The sequence below is a fragment of the Streptomyces sp. NPDC002446 genome (assembly GCF_053595675.1).
Genome location: NZ_JBSFYC010000080.1, coordinates 14,621 through 33,793, shown reverse-complemented (window position 1 = coordinate 33,793; position 19,173 = coordinate 14,621). Strand labels below are relative to the sequence as shown.

Annotated in this window: 18 protein-coding genes; 13 read left to right on the top strand and 5 right to left on the bottom strand. The window is 72.3% G+C overall.

Features of this window, described 5'->3' with window-relative positions:
• The first annotated feature begins 259 nt into the window (after positions 1-259).
• The 7 genes from ACWD6P_RS31600 (at position 260) to ACWD6P_RS31570 (ending at position 5,783) form a co-directional block, all read left to right on the top strand.
• Positions 260-784, top strand: coding sequence for an NUDIX hydrolase (locus ACWD6P_RS31600; RefSeq protein ID WP_451447606.1), 525 nt, complete (start codon positions 260-262; stop codon positions 782-784).
• A gap of 43 nt (positions 785-827) precedes the next feature.
• A complete protein-coding gene (locus tag ACWD6P_RS31595; protein ID WP_451447605.1) occupies positions 828-1,238 on the top strand; it encodes a YidH family protein in 411 nt (136 codons plus the stop codon).
• A gap of 3 nt (positions 1,239-1,241) precedes the next feature.
• Entirely contained in the window at positions 1,242-1,580 is a 339-nt protein-coding gene (locus ACWD6P_RS31590) for a DUF202 domain-containing protein (protein WP_451447604.1), read from the top strand.
• 146 nt (positions 1,581-1,726) lie between these two features.
• Positions 1,727-2,224, top strand: a complete 498-nt coding sequence (locus tag ACWD6P_RS31585; RefSeq protein WP_451447603.1) for a hypothetical protein — start codon at positions 1,727-1,729, stop codon at positions 2,222-2,224.
• A gap of 164 nt (positions 2,225-2,388) precedes the next feature.
• Entirely contained in the window at positions 2,389-3,318 is a 930-nt protein-coding gene (locus ACWD6P_RS31580) for an MBL fold metallo-hydrolase (RefSeq protein ID WP_451447602.1), read from the top strand.
• A gap of 157 nt (positions 3,319-3,475) precedes the next feature.
• The gene (locus ACWD6P_RS31575) at positions 3,476-4,561 is read left to right on the top strand and encodes a phosphotransferase family protein (RefSeq protein WP_451447601.1); all 1,086 of its coding nucleotides are present in this window, start codon (positions 3,476-3,478) and stop codon (positions 4,559-4,561) included.
• A 7-nt stretch (positions 4,562-4,568) separates the two neighbouring features.
• On the top strand, positions 4,569-5,783 hold the full coding sequence (locus ACWD6P_RS31570; protein WP_451447600.1) for an acyl-CoA dehydrogenase family protein: 1,215 nt from the start codon (positions 4,569-4,571) through the stop codon (positions 5,781-5,783).
• A 140-nt stretch (positions 5,784-5,923) separates the two neighbouring features.
• Here the strand turns inward: ACWD6P_RS31570 and ACWD6P_RS31565 are convergent, their stop codons facing one another.
• The 3 genes from ACWD6P_RS31565 to ACWD6P_RS31555 all read right to left on the bottom strand — a co-directional run bounded on the left by ACWD6P_RS31565 (position 5,924) and on the right by ACWD6P_RS31555 (position 9,107).
• On the bottom strand, positions 5,924-6,529 hold the full coding sequence (locus ACWD6P_RS31565; RefSeq protein ID WP_451447599.1) for a TetR/AcrR family transcriptional regulator: 606 nt from the start codon (positions 6,527-6,529) through the stop codon (positions 5,924-5,926).
• 28 nt (positions 6,530-6,557) lie between these two features.
• Positions 6,558-8,219, bottom strand: coding sequence for an AMP-binding protein (locus ACWD6P_RS31560; protein WP_451447598.1), 1,662 nt, complete (start codon positions 8,217-8,219; stop codon positions 6,558-6,560).
• A gap of 117 nt (positions 8,220-8,336) precedes the next feature.
• A complete protein-coding gene (locus tag ACWD6P_RS31555; protein WP_451447597.1) occupies positions 8,337-9,107 on the bottom strand; it encodes an SDR family oxidoreductase in 771 nt (256 codons plus the stop codon).
• A 232-nt stretch (positions 9,108-9,339) separates the two neighbouring features.
• Between ACWD6P_RS31555 and ACWD6P_RS31550 the strand changes: the two genes are divergently transcribed.
• Both ACWD6P_RS31550 and ACWD6P_RS31545 read left to right on the top strand, forming a co-directional pair.
• A complete protein-coding gene (locus tag ACWD6P_RS31550; RefSeq protein ID WP_451447596.1) occupies positions 9,340-10,626 on the top strand; it encodes an exo-beta-N-acetylmuramidase NamZ family protein in 1,287 nt (428 codons plus the stop codon).
• Positions 10,627-10,763: 137 nt separating this feature from the next.
• Entirely contained in the window at positions 10,764-12,017 is a 1,254-nt protein-coding gene (locus ACWD6P_RS31545) for an MFS transporter (RefSeq protein WP_451447607.1), read from the top strand.
• 15 nt (positions 12,018-12,032) lie between these two features.
• Here the strand turns inward: ACWD6P_RS31545 and ACWD6P_RS31540 are convergent, their stop codons facing one another.
• Positions 12,033-13,055, bottom strand: a complete 1,023-nt coding sequence (locus ACWD6P_RS31540; RefSeq protein ID WP_451447595.1) for a LysR family transcriptional regulator — start codon at positions 13,053-13,055, stop codon at positions 12,033-12,035.
• Positions 13,056-13,165: 110 nt separating this feature from the next.
• Positions 13,166-15,985, bottom strand: a complete 2,820-nt coding sequence (locus ACWD6P_RS31535) for a penicillin acylase family protein (RefSeq protein WP_451447594.1) — start codon at positions 15,983-15,985, stop codon at positions 13,166-13,168.
• A gap of 251 nt (positions 15,986-16,236) precedes the next feature.
• Here ACWD6P_RS31535 and ACWD6P_RS31530 point away from each other — a divergent pair, with 251 nt between their 5' ends.
• From ACWD6P_RS31530 to ACWD6P_RS31515, 4 genes are read left to right on the top strand one after another with little or no spacing between them, the layout of a single operon-like run.
• Positions 16,237-16,860, top strand: coding sequence for a hypothetical protein (locus tag ACWD6P_RS31530; RefSeq protein ID WP_451447593.1), 624 nt, complete (start codon positions 16,237-16,239; stop codon positions 16,858-16,860).
• A 58-nt stretch (positions 16,861-16,918) separates the two neighbouring features.
• A complete protein-coding gene (locus tag ACWD6P_RS31525) occupies positions 16,919-17,647 on the top strand; it encodes a 3-keto-5-aminohexanoate cleavage protein (RefSeq protein ID WP_451447592.1) in 729 nt (242 codons plus the stop codon).
• Positions 17,648-17,669: 22 nt separating this feature from the next.
• Positions 17,670-19,055: an L-lactate MFS transporter gene (locus ACWD6P_RS31520; RefSeq protein ID WP_451447591.1), complete on the top strand. Its 1,386-nt coding sequence runs from the start codon at positions 17,670-17,672 to the stop codon at positions 19,053-19,055.
• On the top strand, positions 19,052-19,162 hold the full coding sequence (locus ACWD6P_RS31515) for an MFS transporter small subunit (protein WP_451447590.1): 111 nt from the start codon (positions 19,052-19,054) through the stop codon (positions 19,160-19,162). Before ACWD6P_RS31520 ends, ACWD6P_RS31515 begins: the two co-directional genes overlap by 4 nt.
• The last annotated feature ends 11 nt before the right edge of the window (positions 19,163-19,173 follow it).

The window sequence follows — 19,173 nt, the reverse complement described above, 5'->3', positions numbered from 1 at the left end:
GGACCGCCGGATGATGCCGAGGTAGGCGTCCTCCAGGTCGGGCGTCAGCGGCACCGCGCCCTCGTACGGCAGCGCGTCGGACAGCAGAAGGACCGCCACCGCCACCCGAAAAGCCCCGCGCAGCGGCAACGCCCGCCGCAGGCGCAACGGCGAGAAAGCCAACAACGTCGGCCCAGGCAAAGCGCAGCGGAAGGGCCGCAGGCGCAACGGCGAACAACCCCCACGGCGCCGCAGACAAAAACGTGGGAACAATGACCCCATGGGCACACTCAACGCGGACGAGATACTCGACGTAGTGGACGAGGACGACCAGGTCGTGGGGCAGGCCCCGCGCGGTGAGGCGTATGCGCGCAGGATGCGTACCCGGTGCGCGTTCGTGCTGGCCAGGGACGCCGAGGACCGGATCTTCGTGCATCGCCGTACTCCGCAGAAGCTGGTCTTTCCCTCGCACTACGACATGTTCGTGGGCGGGGTGGTCGGTGCCGGCGAGAGCTATGACTCGGCGGCGCTGCGCGAGGCCGAGGAGGAGCTGGGCGTCCAGGGGCTCGAACCGCCGGAGCCGCTGTTCAAGTTCCTCTACGAGACGGCCGAGCACACCTGGTGGTCCGCGGTGTACCAGGTGCGCTGCACCCTGCCGGTCGCCCCCCAGGAGTCGGAGATCGACTGGTACGCATTCCTGCCCGAGGAGGAGTTGATCGGGCGGCTCGACCAGTGGTCCTGGACGCCGGACGGGATGGCCGCGTACCGGCAGCTGCTGGCCCTGCGGGAGGCGGGCGAGGTCTGATGCCGTCGGGCCGCATGTCGGGCCGAGGGCTAGGGTTTCGGCCATGATCCTCACCAACGGGCTGCGGACGGCCGGCGCGGCCGTGCGGCTGTGGTTCTCGCCCGCGCGGGTCCGCGAGGAGGGCACGACCCCCGACTACCGCTTCACCCTCGCCAATGAGCGCACCTTTCTCGCCTGGCTGCGCACCGGTCTGGCGCTGATCGGCGGCGGGTTCGCGGTGGACCAGTTCCTGCCCCGGCTGCACGAGGGCGTTCGGCTGGGCTTCACCATCGCCCTGCTCGCGGGCGGGGCGCTGTGCGCGCTGCGGGCGGTCAACCACTGGGTGCGCTGCGAGCGTGCCATGCGGCGCGGTGCGGACCTGCCGGTCTCCCGCTTCCCGACGGCGCTGGCGCTGGCCGTCGGCGTGCTCGGGGTGGCGGTGGCCGTGCTGGTGCTGCTGGGCTGGACCGGCTAGCCGATGGCGGGCGGAGCGCGGCCGGGCCCCCGTCCGGTCGGCGACCGGGATCCCGGGCTGCAGCCGGAGCGGACCAGGCTGGCATGGCGGCGTACCACGCTGTCCGCCACGGCGATGGCGCTGCTGGCCGGCCGGCAGCTGCTGCGGAGCGAGGCGCCCGGGCCGGCGGCGGCCGTGCTGGCGGTGGTGACGGGCCTGCTGTGGCTCGCCTTCATGGCCCTCGCACACCGCCGGATGCGCGGGCTGGCCACCGGCCGGCCGCCGTCGCTGCCGCCGGGGATCGCCGTACTGCTGGTCGGCTGCACGCTCGCGATGGCGCTGTGCGGAGCGGTGCTGGTCTGACCTGCGGACTCCCCTATCATGTCCCGGTCAACCATCTTGGCGGGGGAACGGGGGAGAAGCAGATGGGTTTCTTCACCCTCGCAGCCGAGGCATCGTCACCTCCGGTCGGTGCGCCAGGCTCGAAGCCACATCTGCGAAGGAACGTCATGCGTTTCCACCGAACACTTGCCATCGCCGGCACCGTTGTCGCCCTGGCGTCGGTCTCCGCCTGCGGTCTGCCCTCCGCGGGTTCGCCCCAGGGAGCCGGGGAGTTCCTCCAGTCGGCGCTCGGCTGCGAGCGGATCGACATCGCCACGCCCCGCGAGGTGCAGCAGGTGGAGGCCATGGGGATGACCGGCATCAACGGCGGCGGCGAGTGCGACGAGCCGGCCGGCGGCGACGGTGACGCCGACTTCCTCACCATCGAGGACATGGAGGCGTTCCAGACCGCCGTCAAGGCGGACGAGGACGAGCAGGACGACCTCATGATCGGCGACGACTTCGCCGTCGACCCGGCCAGCGACGACCAGCGGCGGCAGCTCCTCAAGGCCGGGCTGCTGTTCCTCAACTGCACCTCGGACTTCAAGGCGCCGGAGGGCAAGACGGCCGACGACGGCGAGATCGACGGGTGTGTCACCACCGACCACTCGGAGGACCTGGACTGACGTCCCGTCGACGGGTCCGCGCCGACGTTCTGCGCGCGGACCCGTTCCGCGGTCGCGGATCCGGCCGCCGGCGGAGGTACCGTGACGCGACGCCCGTCGGCGCCGGAGCGGACCGGCTCCCTCGATGGGGCGTGACGGACCATCGGAGCAAGGGGGCAGACCCTATGGACGACGCGAGCGCGGGGATCACGGCGGAGCCGTACCTCACCGAACTGGCCGCCGGTGTCCACGCCTTCATCCAGCCGGACGGCGGCTGGTGTCTGAACAACGCCGGCTTCGTCACCGACGGGGCGGACACCCTCGTCGTGGACACCGCCGCCACCGAGCGCCGGGCCCGGCTGCTGCGCCGCCGGATCGCGGAGAGCGGCGCGCCGACGCCCCGGATGGTGGTCAACACCCACCACCACGGTGACCACACCTACGGCAACGGCGTCTTCGCGCCGGAGGCGGCGGTCATCGGGCACACCGCCTGCCGCCGCGAGCTGCTGGCCGCCGGGCATCAGCTGCACGCCGTGTGGCCGGAGGTGGAGTACGGCGACATCCGCCTCACCCCGCCGGCGGTGACGTACACCGACGAGCTGACCCTGCACATCGGCGGTATCGAGGTGCGGCTGATCCACCCGGGCGTGGCGCACACCACCGGCGACAGCATCGTCTGGCTGCCCCGGCAGCGCATCGTCTTCGCGGGGGACCTGGTCTTCCACGGCGGCACCCCGTTCGTCTTCATGGGATCGCTGGCCGGGTCGCTGCGCGCCGTCGAGCTGCTGCGCTCGCTGGACGCGGTCACCGTCGTCCCCGGCCACGGTCCGGTGGCCGGCCCCGAGGTGTACGACGGCATCGAGCGCTATCTGCGGTTCGTCGGCCGACTGGCGGAGGAGGGCCGGGCGGCTGGACGTACGCCGCTGGAGGCGGCTCGGCGGGCGGATCTCGGCCCGTTCGCGGAGCTGGCGGAGAGCGAGCGGCTGGTGGCGAATCTGCACCGGGCGTACGCGGAGCTGGCGGGCGGTGAGCCGGGCGCCCCGCTCGACCCGATGCTGGGGTTCGGCGATATGACGGCGATGAACGGCGGGGTGCCGGTGGCCTGTCACGCCTGAGCGGCGGCGGGACCGCGTACGGCGTGGCGGAAAATCTTCCTCGGAGGCGGTGCGTGACGGACGCCCCACGCTCCGGCACTGGACGGCATACCGACTAGTCGGCATGATCGGGGCAGCGATCGACCGATGGACCGTCCACTCCGTACGGAGGAGCACGATGAGCAAGGGCACCCCTCCCCCACAGGCCCCGGACCGGGAGCACCCTCCCGGCCTCGACCTGGCGCGACTGCGCGAGCATCTGGACCGGGAACGGCCGGGGATGGCCGGCGGTCCGCTGCGGGCGCAGCTGATCGAGGGCGGGCGCTCCAACCTCACCTACCGCGTCACCGACGGCGCGGCCTCCTGGGTCGTCCGCCGGCCGCCGCTCGGCCATGTGCTGGCCACCGCGCACGACATGCGGCGTGAGCACCGGGTGATCAGTGCGCTGCACGACACCCCGGTGCCGGTGCCCGAGGCGCTGCTGCTGTGCGAGGACGAGTCGGTGATCGGCGCGCCCTTCTATGTGATGGAGCTGGTCGAGGGCACGCCGTACCGCACGGTCCGTCAGCTCGCCCCGCTCGGCCCCGAGCGCACCCGTGCCGTGGTGCTCTCCCTGGTCGACACGCTCGTGGCGCTGCACGCGGTGGACCCCGAGGCGGCCGGGCTCGGCGACTTCGGCCGTCCGGACGGGTTCCTGGAGCGTCAGCTGCGGCGCTGGGGCAAGCAGCTGGGCGCCTCGCGCAACCGTGAACTGCCGGGGATCGACGAGCTGCACGCGGCGCTGGGCCGGGCGCTGCCCGCCTCCCCCGCACCGGCCGTCGTGCACGGCGACTACCGGCTCGACAACGTCCTGGTCGGCACGGCGAGCGCCCCGGAGGCGAACGAGCCGAAGGGGGCCGACACCATCAAGGCCGTACTGGACTGGGAGATGTCCACGCTCGGCGATCCGCTGACCGACCTCGGGCTGCTGGTGATGTACAGCACGGACCTGGGCCTGCCCGAGTCGCCGGTCAGCACCACGAGCGGCGCGCCCGGCCACCCGTCCGCGGAGGAGCTGGTCGCGCGCTACGCCGCCCGCTCGGGCCGGGACACCTCGTCGATCGCCTGGTACACGGCCTTCGCCTGGTTCAAGCTCGCCGTGATCCTCGAAGGCATCCACTACCGCTTCACGCTCGGCCAGACCGTCGGCGCCGGGTTCGACCGGATCGGCGAACTCGTCCCCGTCTTCATCGACCGCGGACTCACCACCCTCAAGGAAGGCTGAGGCACCCATGGACTTCGCATTCGACGCCCGCACCGAGGAGCTGCGCGAGAAGCTCCTGGCGTTCATGGACGAGCAGGTGTATCCGGCCGAGGAGACCGCCCGTGAGCAGCGGGCCGCGCTCGCGTCGCCGTGGGACACCCCCGCGATCGTCGAGGACCTGAAGGCCGAGGCGCGCCGGCGGGGACTGTGGAACCTGTTCCTCCCCGACGAGGAGTACGGTGCGGGGCTGACCAACCTCCAGTACGCGCCGCTGGCCGAGATCACCGGCCGCAGCCCGCAGTTGGCGCCCACCGCGCTGAACTGCGCGGCGCCGGACACCGGCAACATGGAAGTGCTGGCGCAGTTCGGCAACGAGGCGCAGCGCAAGCAGTGGCTGGAGCCGCTGCTGGCCGGCGAGATCCGGTCCGCGTTCGCGATGACCGAGCCGGAGGTGGCCTCGTCGGACGCCACCAACATCGAGACCCGGATCGACCGTGAGGGCAACGATTACGTCATCAACGGCCGCAAGTGGTACATCTCCGGGGCGATGAACCCGCTGTGCCAGATCTTCATCGTGATGGGCAAGACCGACCCGGACGGCGCGGACCTGCGCCGCCAGCAGTCGATGATCCTCGTGCCGCGCGACACCCCCGGCGTGGAGGTCAGGCGGGCCATGCAGGTCTACGGCTACGAGGACCACTGGCACGGCGGCCATGCCGAGGTGGTCTTCCACGACGTACGGGTGCCGGCCGCCCATCTGATCGGCGAGGAGGGCGGCGGCTTCGGGATCGCCCAGGCCCGGCTCGGCCCCGGCCGGATCCACCACTGCATGCGGCTGATCGGCATGGCCGAGCGGGCCGTCGAGCTGATGTGCCGTCGCGCGGCGGCCCGTACGGCCTTCGGCAAGCCGCTGGCGCAGCAGGGCGTGGTCCAGGAGTGGATCGCGGACGCCCGGGTGGCGGTGGAGCAGCTGCGGCTGCTGGTGCTGAAGACCGCCTGGCTGATGGACACCGTCGGCAACAAGGGCGCGCACACCGAGATCCAGGCCATCAAGATCGCTACCCCGCGCACGGTCGTGGACATCCTGGACAAGGCGGTCCAGCTGCACGGCGCGGGCGGTGTCAGCCAGGACTTCCCGCTGGCCGAGCTGTGGGCCGGTGCCCGGACGCTGCGGCTGGCGGACGGCCCGGACGAGGTGCACCAGCGGTCGCTGGCGCGCCGTGAGCTCAAGCAGTACCTGTAGGCGCACAAGTACCTGCGGGCGCAGGCGCAGTGCTGAGCCCCGCGGCCGTCGGCGGTCCGCGGGGCTCGGCGCCGTCTGGCACGGCGTGATGGGCTGTAACGGCGTTACGGGCTGTTGCGGTGTTACGGGCTGTAACGGCGTTACGGGCGCAGGGCGCGCAGCAGCAGGTCCGCCAGGTGGTCGGCGACCTGCTGCGGGCTGAGCGGGCCGTCCTCGCGGTACCACGTGCCGAGGTGGTGCACGGAGCCGAAGTGGTAGTCCACGACCAGGTCGGCGGGGATGTCGGCGGCGAACACCCCGGTGCGCTGGCCCTCCTCGATCAGGGCCCGGAAGCGCTCGTGGTAGCGCCGCCGCTCGGCACGTACCTGCTTGTCCTTCTCCTGGCTGAGGTGGTGCATCGAGCGGAAGAAGATCTTGGTGTCGTCGAGGTTCTCGATGGTGGTGACGACGACGTCCGCGGCGGCGTCGCGCAGCCGCTGCTCCACCGGCGCATCCGCGTCGGCGAAGTGGTCGAGGCGCTCCTGCTGGAGGCGCAGGACCCGGCCGTAGACCTCGTGCAGCAGGTCGTCCTTGGAGCCGAAGTAGTGGTAGAGGGCGCCCTTGGTGACGCCCGCCGCGTCGACGATCTCCTGGACGGAGGTGCGGTCGTAGCCCTGCTCCGCGAAGAGCCTGGTCGCGGTGGCCAGCAGTCGTCTGGCCACCGGCTTCGCGCCGCCGTTGCCGTTGCCGTCCTTCGTGCCGGCCATCGCCCTCACCTGTCCTTCGTGCCGTACGTCATGCGCGGTGGCGCAGCTCCCGTCGGAGGATCTTGCCACTCGTGGTCTTGGGAAGCTCCGCCAGGATCTCCACCTCGCGGGGATATTTGTACGCCGCCAGCCGCTCCTTGCAGTACGCCGTCAGCTCGGCGGGGTCCGGCGCGGCCCCCGGACGCAGGCTGACATACGCCTTGACCGACTCGCCGCGGTAGGCGTCGGGCACGCCGACGACCGCCGCCTCGCGCACCGCGGGGTGGCTGTAGAGCACATCCTCGACCTCCCGCGGCCACACCTTGAAACCGGCGGCGTTGATCATGTCCTTCTTGCGGTCGACGACGTACAGCCAGCCGTCGGCGTCCATGAAGCCGATGTCGCCGGTGCGCAGTTCGCCGTCCGGCAGTGCCTCGGCGGTGGCGTCGGGGCGGCGCCAGTAGCCGGGGACGACCTGCGGGCCGCGCACCGCGATCTCGCCCTGCTCGCCGAACGGCAGGTCCCGGCCGTCCTCGCCGACGATCCGTACGACCGTGTCGGGGCCGGGCACCCCGACGGCGAGGGTCCCCGAGGCCGGGTCGACCGGCGCCCGTCTGCCCGGCGGGACGCTGGCGCAGGGCGCGGTGCACTCGGTCAGGCCGTAGCCGTTGTGGATGTACGGGCCGAAGCCGGCGCGGAACTTCTCGACGAGGGCAGGCGGCAGCGGCGCGCCGCCGGAGGACATCGTCCGGAAGGACGCGAAGTGGTCGCGGGTGACCCCGGGGTGGGCCATCAGCGCCATATAGGCGGTGGAGGGGCCGACCGTGTAGGCGGGGCGGTGCTCCAGGAAGGCGTCCAGGACGACGCCCGCCTCGAAGCGGTAGGCGAGCGCGAGGGTGCCGGCGTTGACGATGCAGGCGGCCAGCTCGCAGACCATGCCGGTGATGTGGAAGAGCGGGGCGAGCGCGAAGTAGGTGGCGCCTTCGGGCAGACCCAGGCCGGTGCGCTGGCGTTCGGCGTTGTAGGTGATGTTGCCGTGGGTGTTGGTGGCGCCCTTGGGGGTGCCGCTGGTGCCGGAGGTGTAGCTGATCAGCGCGAGGTCGTCGGCGGTGAGCTCCGGGTCGGCCAGGGCCGCGCGGAGTCTCCCGGCGGTGCGGGCGGCGGTCAGCAGGTCGTCGGCGCCCTCCTGCGGGCCGAGCGGCGCATCGCGCAGCACCCGGGCGTCGTTCCGGGTCTGCAGCTCCCGTTCGCAGGCGGTGAGCGCGATCCGTACGGAGGCCGCCCCGGCGGCGGTGGCGCGCAGAAAGCCGTGCCAGGTGCGGTCGGCGCAGATGACGGCGGTGACCTCGGCGTCGTCCAGGATGTGCCGCGTCTCGGCGGACTTGTACATGGGGTTGACGGGCACCGCCACCCCGCCCGCCTTCCAGACGCCGAGCAGGGCGAGCACGAAGTGCGGGGTGTTCTGCAGCATGACCGCGGCCCGGTCGCCGCGCCGGAAGCCGCGCTCGGCGAGGTGGGCCGCGATGCCGTCGGAGAGCGCGTCGGTCTCGGCGTAGGACAGCCGGCCGTCGAAGTAGGCGAGCGCGGTGCGGTCGGGGTGGCGGCGGACCGCGGCCCGGAAGGCGTGCAGCGTCGAGGGGGGCGGCTGGACGGGGGCGCGCTGGGCGTCGGTGAGCTGCGCCAGCCACGGCTTGTCCTGGTAGGAGGTCATCGGGGTGCGGCCCTTTCTTCCTGATCGCCTGATCATCCCTGCGGGGGAACACCTGGGGTGACGCGGGGTGGCGGCCCGGACCGGGCCGGCCCGCCGCCCGTCGTGCCGGCGGCGGCCTCAGGCACCGCCCTCCGCCTCTTCCAGCTTCCGCTGGAGGTGGTTCATACCGCCGAGCCAGCGGTCGGGGTCGGCGGCCCGCGCGGTGTAGTAGTCCGCGACCTCCGGGTGCGGCAGCACCAGGAAGCGGTCCTGTTCCATCGCCGTGAACAGCGCGTCGGCGACGTCCCCGGGCTCGACGGCCGTGGGCGTGAGGACCAGCTCGCCGGCGGCACCGGTGGCGGCCAGCATGTCGGTGCGTACGCCCTGGGGGCAGATGGCGTGGACGTGGATGCCGCGGTGCCGGTAGGTCAGGGAGAGCCACTCGGCGAAGGCGTACGCGCCGTGTTTGGTGACGCTGTACGGGGCCGCGGCGACCATCGTGAGCAGGCCGGCCGCCGACACGGTGGACACAAAGCGTCCACTGCCGCGCGCCAGCCACTCCGGCACCAGCTCCCTCGCCGCCCGTACATGGGCCATGACATTGACGTCCCAGGCCAGCGCCCAGTCCTCCTCGGGCGCGTCGGGCCCGCCGCCGGTGCCCACGCCGGCGTTGGCGCAGAAGACGTCGATGGCGCCGCCGAGCGCCTCACGGGCGGCCGGGACGACGGCGGAGGCGTCGCCGGGGACCGCGAGGGCGCCGATCTCCTCGGCGGTCTGCTTCGCCTTGGCCTCGTCCAGGTCGTTGACCACGACCCGGGCGCCCTCGGCGGCGAACCGGCGGGCCAGCGCGGCACCGATCCCCCCGCCCGCCCCGGTCACGACGACGGCCTTGTCCCGTACGGCTTCCACTGCTGGGTCTCCCTCGGTCGCATCGGTTCGGCTGACAGGCAGACTAACCAGTCGGTATGTCCCGGCGGAAGAGGCCGGGGCGCCCATGAGCGGGAGGCGCCCCCCCTCGCCGCGGCCGGGCTCGTTCCGCAATGGACCCGCGCGGGCTAGCGTGCACACGACACGACCGGTGGACTCCTTGCTCCCCTGCTTTCCTGGCTCCCTTGCTTTCCACGAACACGGAGGTGTGCGGATGGCTCTGTCGAGACGCGTTCTGCTCGGGCATCTGGCGGCGACCGGAGCGGCCGGTACGGCCCTGACCGCGACCGCGCCCCCCGCGCGGGCCGCACAGCCGGCGCACGGCGGCGGACGGCGGGTCCGCACCGGCTTCGAACGGCTGGCCGCCGACGGCTACCGCCTCCTGGACGGGCAGCGGGTCGGCGTGGTCACCAACCCCACCGGCGTCACCCCGTCCGCCCGGCACATCGTGGACGTCATGCACGCCGACGACCGGGTGCAGCTGACCGCCGTCTTCGGCCCCGAGCACGGCTTCCGCGGCACCGCGCAGGCGGGCGGCTCCGAGGGCCGCCACGACGACCCCGCCACGGGGCTGCCGGTCTACGACACCTACAACAAGAGCGGCAGGGAACTCGCCGACATCTTCACCGACTCCGGCGTGGACACCGTCGTCTTCGACATCCAGGACGTCGGCGCGCGCTTCTACACCTACATCTGGACGCTCTACGACTGCATGGTCGCGGCCGTCCTCGCCGGCAAGCGCTTCGTCGTCCTGGACCGCCCGAATCCGGTCACCGGCCGCTTCGCCGCCGGCCCGGTGCTGGACAAGGCGTACGCCTCCTTCATCGGCCGCGAGCCGATCGCGCAGGCGCACGGCATGACGGTGCTGGAGCTGGCGCTGCTCTTCAACGGCGAGTTCGTCCCCGCGGCCGCCGGACGCCCGGTGGAGCTGGAGACCGTGCGGATGACCGGCTGGCGGCGCGGCGACTTCTACGACGCGACGGGCCTGCCCTGGGTACCGCCGAGCCCCAACATGCCCACCCCGGACACCGCCCTGGTCTACTCCGGCACCTGCCTGTTCGAGGGCACCAACCTCTCCGAGGGGCGCGGCACCACCCGCCCCTTCGAGCTGCTGGGCGCCGAGGGCATCGACCGGCGCTGGGCCGCCGCGGTGGGCGAACTCGCGCTGCCCGGAGTGCACTTCAGGGAGGCCTACTTCGCGCCCTCCTTCTCCAAGTTCCAGGGAAAGACCATCGGCGGGGTCCAACTGCATGTGCACGACCGGGAGTCGTACGACCCGGTGCGCACCGGTATCGCGCTGCTGGTGACCGCGAAACGGGTCTGGAGCGGCTTCGCCTGGCGCCCGGACCACGGCATCGACCGGCTGACCGGCTCGTCGACCGTGCGCAGGATGATCGACGCGGGCGCGGGGCCGGACGAGATCACCGCCGCCTGGCAGTCGGATCTCGCCGCCTTCCGTGCCGTGCGGGCCCGCTATCTGCGCTATCCGTCATCTCGGTGACCGAGACGGCGCGTTCCGCCGGTTGACTGCACGGTACAACGGGCGTGAGAGTGCGGCTGGTGACCGACAAAACGACATCGCCGCAGGCCGCGGCGCCGCCCGCCGAGGCCGTCACGTCCACCGGGAACACCGAGAGTCTGCGCCGGGTGGCCGTGGCCTCGTTCATCGGGACGGCCATCGAGTTCTACGACTTCTACATCTACGGGACGGCGGCCGCACTCGTCCTCAACCAGGCGTTCTTCCCGACGCTCGCACCGGTCAACGCCACCCTCGCGTCCTTCTCGACCTACGCGGTGGCGTTCGTCGCGCGGCCGCTCGGGTCGGTGCTCTTCGGGCACTTCGGTGACCGCGTGGGCCGCAAGTCCGTACTGGTCGCCTCGCTGCTGCTGATGGGACTGTCCACGGCGTTCGTCGGACTGCTGCCGGGCTACGGCACCTGGGGCATCTGGGCGCCGCTGGCGCTGATCGCGCTGCGCTTCCTGCAGGGCATCGGCCTGGGCGGCGAGTGGGGCGGGGCCGCGCTGCTCGCGGTCGAGCACGCGCCGCGCCGGCGCCGGGGGCTGTACGCCGCTTTCCCGCAGCTCGGCCCGTCGGTCGGGTTCTTCGCGGCGACCGGGGTGTTCTGGCTGCTGTCGTCGGTGCTGGACGACGCGGCGTTTCGCTCGTGGGGCTGGCGCGTGCCGTTCCTGCTGTCGTTCCTGCTGGTCGGCGTCGGGCTGTTCGTACGGCTGAAGATCAGCGAGACGCCGGTGTTCGCGAAGGTGCGGGACGCCCAGGAGGCCGCCAGGGTCCCCGCGGTCGAGGTGCTGCGCCGGCATCCGCGCGAACTGCTGCTGGGCGCGGGCGGCATGATCGTCGCTTACGGCCTCTTCTACACCGCGACCACCTACTGCCTGGCCTACGCCACCGGCAGCCTGGGCGTCCCCCGCAGCACCATGCTGGGGCTCTCCCTCCTCGCCTGCCTCTTCCTGGCCGGCGGTACCTGGCTCGCCGCCACCCGCTCCGACGGCGCCGGCCGCCGCAGACTGGTCCTGGCGGGCAGCGGCCTGGCGGTGCTGTGGGGGCCGGTGCTGTTCCCGCTGCTGGACACCGGGCAGCCGGTGCTGATCGCGCTCGCGCTCGGCGGCGCGCTGTTCTGCATGGGCGTGGTGTACGGCCCGATGGGCGCGTATCTGCCGGAGCTGTTCGGTACGACGGTGCGGTACTCGGGTGCCTCGCTGGCCTACAACCTGGGCGGTGTGCTGGGCGGCGCGGTGGCTCCGCTGGTCGCCACCCGGCTCCAGTCGGCGTTCGGCTCCGCGTCGGTGGGCTGGTACGTGAGCGCCATGGCGGTCATCTCGCTGGTGTGCGTCCTGGCCCTGCCGGAGACCCGGGAGCGCGAACTGCTCTGACGCGGCCTTGGGCCCTCACGAGCTGAGCCACCACCGTCCGCTCTCCCTCGACAGCGCGTCCCACAGGAGGTTGAGGGGGTGGCCGGGCGGATACGACGCCCGTTCCCCGCGCCGGGTGAAGACACCGACCAGTACCTCGGTGCGGGGTCCCACCCCGCCGACGATCTCCAGCGTGCGCAGCCCGCCGGCCTCCGGGAGACGGCCGTCCGCGGCGGCCTCCCCGATGCCCCGGGTGACCAGCATCGCTCCGCTGACGACGCCCGAGCGCAGCAGCTCGAAGCCGTAGTGCGCGGCCTCTATCTCGGCCGCTATGGACAGCCGCTGGCGGTAGTCGGGGCCGTACCACGCGGTCAGGAAACGGCCGATGAGGCCGCGCGCCGAGATCACCAGGGGCAGCCGGGGCAGCTCGCCCGCGCCCAGGGAGGTGCCGGGGAGCCGGTCCGGCGGCAGGTTCGTCAGCAGCGAGAGGCCGCTGCGGCGCCACTCCATGACCTCGTACGGAGCCAGCAGCTCCGCCTCTCCGCCCTCGGTGACCACGACGCTGCCGCAGACCAGGTCGAGTTCCTTGGAGCGCAGTTTGGTGAAGAGGTCGCCGGTGCGGACGTGGGTGACCTTGAGGTCGACGCCGGCCTGTTCGTAGTCCTCGCTGACGCGTTCCACCGCGTCCAGCAGGAAGCCGAGGGTGTAGCGGGTGGTGCCGACGGACAGCGTCCTGCCGAGCCGGCGGCGGGCGTCGTGCACCCCGTCGGACCACTCCCCGAGCGTGCGCCGGGCCAGCTCGACCAGCGCCTCGCCGGTCGCGGTGAACAGGGCGTCGCGCCCCCGCCCCTGTTTGAGGACCAGCTCCTCGCCGCACAGCGCGGCGAAGGTGCGGTTCATGGTGTCCAACTGCTTCTGCACGCTGGACTGTTCGCGGCCCAGACGGCGCGCGGCACCCAGCGCGGTACCCGTCTCATGGACGACGATCAGTGTGCGCAGCTGGTCCATGGTGGTATCCAGCAGCTCCGGCGGGTACTGCTGCGGACCTGATAAGGCCATGCGCCCTACTCGCTTTCCATCCCCTGGAGTTCAGGACGGTGCAGCATAGCCCGACCACCCGTGCGAAGGCCCCGGGGTTCGGGCCCCGGGGCCTTGTCTGCAGCAGCCGGCTAACGGTGTGCCGGGAACTCCACGACCTGCTGATAGGTCGGCCGGTTCTGCCAGCTGATGGTGCCGTGGGTCAGCCCGCCCACCGCACGGTGGATGATCGCGTCCGCGCACCACTGGTCGCCGGCCTTGCAGCTCGCATCGCCCGGGTAGACCTGCTCGGCGGTCTTCCCGCTCGCCTGCCGCAGGGTGTCCAGCAGGGTGTCGCGGCAGGCGGACAGGTCGCCGTCGCCGCAGTAGCGCTTGGCGAGCGGGCCCTGGACCGGGTCACCGAGCACCGAGCGCAGGTCCTTGTCCGCGTAGCTCCACCAGCCGTACTGGAACGCCGAGCCGGCGTGCGCGCCGGTCGGGCCGTGGCCGGCCGACGGCGACTCGTCGATGGGCAGGTTGGCGCCCAGCGCCCCGTACAGGTCCCCGCCGAGGCCCGGCTTGAAGACGGCCTCGACCATCAGCGGCCACCAGGCGTCCATCAGGCGTACCGCGTCGGGGTGGGTGTAGGTGTGCGAACCGGCGGCGGTCTCCCGGCGCTGGGCGCCGTCCTTGCGCCAGGCCGCCAGCTGCTGGACCGCGGTCTTCAGCTGCGGGTCGGTGACCGGCTCGCTGTTCAGCACCCGCAGGAGTTCGGGCAGTACGTCCTCGCCGCGCAGGTCGGTGACGGCGGCCTCGGCCATCGCCCGGGTCAGCGACGCCCGGGTCACCCCGCCCTCGCCGGTCAGCGCCCGCACCCGGTCGTCCAGCAGATTGCCGCGGTGCACCGAGCCGTTGCCGAAGCCGGCCGAGTCGTACTCCGTGGCCTGCTTGTTGTTCCAGGAGATGTAGTAGTCCTGGTTGACCGACTGGGGGTGCTGTGCGGGCGGGGTGAGGTCGGAGGTGTTGGTGACGGGGTCGTAGCCCCGCCACTCGTAGGCCTCGCCGGCCTTGACGGGCAGCGACGGGTCCACGTCGGGGTTGCGGACCGGGTTGAGACCGCTGTTGTAGTACGCGATGTCGCGGGAGTCGGCGTAGAACCAGTTGAAGGCGTAGCCGATGTGCTGGGCGGCCTTCTGGAAGGACGGGGCGTCGCGCACGGCGGAGGGGTCGTTGAGCATCTGGAAGCCGATGATCGAGTCGGCCTCGTGGCGGTAGGTGGAGCGCTGCGCGGTGTAGGCGACGGGCTTGCCGCCGATGGTCGCGCGGTGGGTGACGGTCCCGTACTTCGTCCGGAAGACCTGCATCCGGTACGAGCCGGCCGCCGTCGGGTCGGCGATGGTGGGTTTCCAGGAGTTGGTGCGCTCCAGCTTCTCCATGGGGACGCAGGAGCCGCGGTAGCGGTAGGAGGCCGAGTCCCTGGTGGGCGCGGAGCCGTCCGGGTTGCACAGCTCGACCGCGTAGGTGTCGGTGATGTCCTGGCCGGCGGAGGTGGCGCTCCAGGCGTAGTCCTGGCCGCGGCCGAGCTGGACGTACATCCCGACGCCCGCGAAGGAGGCGCCGCGGGCGCTGATGCCGGGGCCCTGGATCTCCTGGAGCATCAGCAGCTGGGGCGCGAAGTAGCCGGTCTGCGGCCCGAAGACCGCGACGGGGTGCCCGCTTGCGGTGTGCTTGCCGGAGACCAGCAGGGCGTTGGACATCCCGCGGCGCCGGCCGGCGTCGAGGCTGCCCCCGGGCAGCACCCCGTCCTTGAAGAGGCCCTCCAGTTCGCGGTACTTCGCCGGCGCCCGGACCGGGTCCTGCGGCGCCTTGTGGCCCTTGGCGGTCGCGGCACCGGTGCGGTCGAAGACCAGCGGCTCGGGGGTGACCGAGCCGCGGTCCGGCAGCGCCGTGCCCTTGGCCCTGGCCGGCTTGACGGCGTACGGGAAGCGCTGGCCGTCGTGCAGGGTCTTGGCGGCCTCCGGGTCGTTGCGCTCCCGGAAGGACTCCCAGACCTCGGCGCCCTTCTCGACGCCGTACTTCTGCTGGGCGGCGAGCAGCGACAGGGCGTTGGCGACCTCCCCTCCCCCGCCGTTGCCGAAGAGGCCGCCGACGACGGAGGCCAGCGCTATCAGGTCGGTGAGCTTGAACGGCTCGATCTCACCGGCGTTGGTGATCGCGTCGATATGGCCGGTGAGGACGTACTCCCCGGGGAAGTAACGGCCGTTCTTCGACTGCTCCCGGTAGGCGTTGATGCCGTCGACGTACGCCTGGGCGTCGGCCATGGCCTGTTTGCCGCGCTCGCCGTTGTGGTCCCTGATGTAGTCGATCTGCTGCTGGAGGTCCTTCTCGGTGTACGGCGCCTGCGGCCAGAACTGCTGCTCCAGGCCCTGGTTGGCGGGCGCACCGCCGGCGAAGGGGGTCAGCTCGCCGCGGCCGATGTGGCGGAAGAGGTCCATCAGCCAGAGCCGGTCCTGGCCCGCGGCGTAGCCGGCGCCGAACTCGGTGCCGTAGCGGGTGGTGCCCTTGATGTGCGGGATGCCGGTCTTCTTGTCGCGGGTGATGGTCACGTCGTCGCGCGGTGTGGTGACCTTGCCGACCTGGTCGGCGGGGACGCCGAAGGAGGCGTCGTTGAAGAACGTGGTCAGGGTGTCGTCGGTGAGCGACTGGTAGCCGCTCGCCAGCGCGCCGTACGGGGCGAGTTGATCGGTGGAGTGCGCGGGGTGGGTGCCGAACAGCTTGTTGCCGAGGATCTCCATCAGGGTGGCGTTGCCGGTGGCGCCGGGCGGCAGGATGTCGGCGCACTGGCCCCGGCAGTAGTCGTGGTCGTCCTTCGGCGCGGCGGCCGCGGCGGGGGGTGGTGCCAAGACCGTGGCACCCAAGGCGAACAGGGCCGCCGCCGCGGCGGTCCTGAGCCTTCCGGTACGTCGTCGCATCCCTGCTCCTCGATGGGGGTCCCGGCTCCTCAAGAGCCTGGGGGAGGGTGGGCGGGACGTTACCGGCGGTTATCCCCGGCCGGAAGATGAACAACAGTCAACTTTTCCCCTTCCCCACAGACCTCGGCCGCACCCGCAGCCCCAGCCCGCCGCGACACCGGACAACCGCAAGAAAGTTCGATGGATCCAGGTGGCGGCCGGCTGCGTCCCATCCCCGTCCAGTCGGGTCCTCCCCCCGGAGGTGGGATGAAATGGCCGGTTTCAGAGCCCTCGCAGAACAGGTCCGCAATCCACGACTCGTCACAGCCCAGCGGCGCACCGCCCTGCGCAAGTGCCTTGAACGCTTCGCCCCTTACGGACACCGGGCGACCTGGCACCATCTGTGCACCCGGGCCGGTATCGCGACGCAGGACCGCGATCCGGATCCGGAGCGGCTCGTCGCCGCACTGACCGAGCTGGAGGAGGCCCGCGCCCTCTGGCTCGCGTACGAGGAGGAGTTCGCCGCCCGGCGCCGCAAGGAGAAGCACGACGGCATCCGGCAGCCCGGCGCGATCGACGACTGGCACCGGCGGACCTGGGGCGGCTGCGACATCGTGCCGTGCGAGTCGCCGCAACGGCACCCGGCGGCCCGCCTCGCGGTGGTACTGCGCCGCATGATCGCCGCGATGGAGGCGGGCAGCCCCCGCCGCGACTGCCCGGTGTGCGGCTCCACCCGCTTCGCCTGGCTCCCGGAGACCGCCGAGTCGTCCGACGCCCCGGCACCCGGGCCTGCCTGCCGGCAGTGCGGAGTGCTGGCCCCGGTGTCCGTACTGGCACCCGAGACACTGACGGCGGCGGCCCAGGCCCAGGGGGCGGGGGCGTTCGCGGCGGCCTGAGCAGGACGGCGGCGTCACGGGAGAGCCGTTGTCACACCCCGGTGCCATCATCGGGAGCATGCTGCAGGTATGTCTCAACGGAGCCCGGACCGCGGCCGATTCGGGCGCGGTGCCGCTGTCGCCCGCCGCGCTCGCCGAGGCGGCGCGGCAGGCGGTGGCGGCCGGCGCCGACGAGGTCCAGGTCCGCCCGAAGACCCCGTGCGGCCGCGACTCCCTCTCGCCGCGCGTGGTCGGCCCCGTCCTGGAGGCCGTCCGGGCGGCGGTGGACGTCCCGGTGGGCGTGACCACCGGGGTCCGGGCCGAGCCGGACCGGGTCGGCCCGGTGGCACGGATCGGATCCTGGACGGTGCTGCCCGATCACGCCTCGGTGAACTGGCATGAGCCGGGCGCCGAGGCGGTCGCCGCCGCCCTGCTGGAGCGCGGGGTCGGCATAGCGGCCGCCCTCTGGTCGGGCACGGACGGCGTCGAGCGCTTCGCCCGTTCGCCGCTCGCGCCACGGGTGCTGCGGGTCCTGGCGAAAGTGACCGACACCGACCCCGGATCCGCCCGGGGCACCGCCCGCGAGCTGCTCGCCGCGCTGGCCCAAGTCCCGCACGGCCGCCCGGTGCTGCTGCACGGCGAGGACGGCGGCGCCTGGCCGGTGCTGCGGCTCGCCGCCGAGCTCGGGCTGGACCGGCGCATCGGCATCGAGGACACCCTCCTGCTGCCCGACGGCACCCCGGCCGCCGGCAACGCCCCGCTGGTACTGGCGGCGACGGCTCCGGCGTGCGGCCTTCCCGGAGGCTGAGGTGCGAGGTACGTTCCGCCGCATGAGCGTGCCCGCCCGTGCACCCGTCGTCGCCCCTTCGGGGTGGAGCCGCTGGCTCGTCCCGCCCGCCGCCCTGTCCATCCATCTCGCCATCGGACAGGCCTATGCCTGGAGCGTGTTCAAACCGCCCCTGGAGTCCGCGCTCCAGCTGTCCGGGACGGCCTCCGCGCTCCCCTTCCAGCTGGCCATCGTGATGCTCGGGCTGTCCGCCGCGTTCGGGGGCACGCTCGTCGAACGCAACGGCCCGCGCTGGGCGATGTGCGTCTCGGCGCTCTGCTTCTCCAGCGGCTTCCTCGTCGCCGCCCTCGGCGCCGCCACCGGCCGGTTCGGGCTGATCGTCCTCGGCTACGGCTTCATCGGCGGCATCGGCCTGGGCTTCGGCTACATCTCCCCCGTCTCCACCCTGATCAAGTGGTTCCCCGACCGCCCCGGGATGGCCACCGGCATCGCCATCATGGGCTTCGGCGGCGGCGCGCTGATCGCCTCCCCCTGGTCCACCCGGCTGCTGGCCGCGCTCGGCCAGGACGCGTCCGGCATCGCGCAGACCTTCCTGGTCATGGGCCTGGCCTACGCCGTGTTCATGTCGCTGGGCGTGCTGCTGGTGCGGGTGCCCGCCGACGACTGGCGCCCGCCCGGCCGGGCCGCCGAGGGAGCCGCGGCGGCCCGGCCGCTGGTGACCACGGCCCAGGTCTCGGCCCGCAACGCGCTGCGCACCCCGCAGTTCTGGTGCCTGTGGGTCATCCTCTGCACGAACGTCACGGCGGGCATCGGCATCCTGGAGAAGGCCGCCCCGATGATCTCCGACTTCTTCGCGCGCACCGCGGCACCGGTGAGCGCCTCGGCCGCGGCCGGCTTCGTCGGCCTGCTCTCGCTGGCCAATATGCTCGGCCGGATCGTGTGGTCCTCGGCCTCCGACGTCATCGGCCGCAAGAACGTCTACCGCCTCTATCTGGGCGCCGGCGCCCTGATGTATCTGCTGATCGCGCTGGCCGGCGATGCTTCCAAGCCGTTGTTCATCGCCTGCGCGGCGGTGATCCTGTCCTTCTACGGCGGCGGATTCGCCACCATCCCGGCGTATCTGAAGGATCTGTTCGGCACGTACCAAGTGGGGGCGATCCACGGCAGGCTGCTGACGGCCTGGTCCACCGCGGGCGTGCTGGGACCGCTGATCGTCAACGCCGTCGCCGACGGCGGGAAATCCGCCGGCCGCAGCGGTCCCGACCTCTACTCCACCTCCTTCTTCATCATGATCGGCCTGCTGGCGGTGGGTTTCGTCGCCAACGAGCTGGTCCGCCCCGTGCACCCCCGCCACCACGAACCCGCCACGCCCGGCGGGCACACCACGACCCGGCCCGCACCCGCCGGCCCGAAGGGAGCCGAGCAGTGACCACCCGGCGTACTCTTCTCGTCCTCGTCTGGCTGTGGGTGGGCGCCCCGTTCCTGTACGGCCTTTACGAACTGACACTCAAGCTGAAACAACTGTTGACGGGCTGACCACCCACACC

Bases quoted from the DNA above. Each gene is read 5' to 3' on its own strand.
- ACWD6P_RS31600 (WP_451447606.1), top strand. From the start codon at position 260: ATGGGCACACTCAACGCGGACGAGATACTCGACGTAGTGGACGAGGAC.
- ACWD6P_RS31595 (WP_451447605.1), top strand. From the start codon at position 828: ATGATCCTCACCAACGGGCTGCGGACGGCCGGCGCGGCCGTGCGGCTG.
- ACWD6P_RS31590 (WP_451447604.1), top strand. From the start codon at position 1,242: ATGGCGGGCGGAGCGCGGCCGGGCCCCCGTCCGGTCGGCGACCGGGAT.
- ACWD6P_RS31585 (WP_451447603.1), top strand. From the start codon at position 1,727: ATGCGTTTCCACCGAACACTTGCCATCGCCGGCACCGTTGTCGCCCTG.
- ACWD6P_RS31580 (WP_451447602.1), top strand. From the start codon at position 2,389: ATGGACGACGCGAGCGCGGGGATCACGGCGGAGCCGTACCTCACCGAA.
- ACWD6P_RS31575 (WP_451447601.1), top strand. From the start codon at position 3,476: ATGAGCAAGGGCACCCCTCCCCCACAGGCCCCGGACCGGGAGCACCCT.
- ACWD6P_RS31570 (WP_451447600.1), top strand. From the start codon at position 4,569: ATGGACTTCGCATTCGACGCCCGCACCGAGGAGCTGCGCGAGAAGCTC.
- ACWD6P_RS31565 (WP_451447599.1), bottom strand. From the start codon at position 6,529: ATGGCCGGCACGAAGGACGGCAACGGCAACGGCGGCGCGAAGCCGGTG.
- ACWD6P_RS31560 (WP_451447598.1), bottom strand. From the start codon at position 8,219: ATGACCTCCTACCAGGACAAGCCGTGGCTGGCGCAGCTCACCGACGCC.
- ACWD6P_RS31550 (WP_451447596.1), top strand. From the start codon at position 9,340: ATGGCTCTGTCGAGACGCGTTCTGCTCGGGCATCTGGCGGCGACCGGA.
- ACWD6P_RS31540 (WP_451447595.1), bottom strand. From the start codon at position 13,055: ATGGCCTTATCAGGTCCGCAGCAGTACCCGCCGGAGCTGCTGGATACC.
- ACWD6P_RS31535 (WP_451447594.1), bottom strand. From the start codon at position 15,985: ATGCGACGACGTACCGGAAGGCTCAGGACCGCCGCGGCGGCGGCCCTG.
- ACWD6P_RS31530 (WP_451447593.1), top strand. From the start codon at position 16,237: ATGGCCGGTTTCAGAGCCCTCGCAGAACAGGTCCGCAATCCACGACTC.
- ACWD6P_RS31525 (WP_451447592.1), top strand. From the start codon at position 16,919: ATGCTGCAGGTATGTCTCAACGGAGCCCGGACCGCGGCCGATTCGGGC.
- ACWD6P_RS31520 (WP_451447591.1), top strand. From the start codon at position 17,670: ATGAGCGTGCCCGCCCGTGCACCCGTCGTCGCCCCTTCGGGGTGGAGC.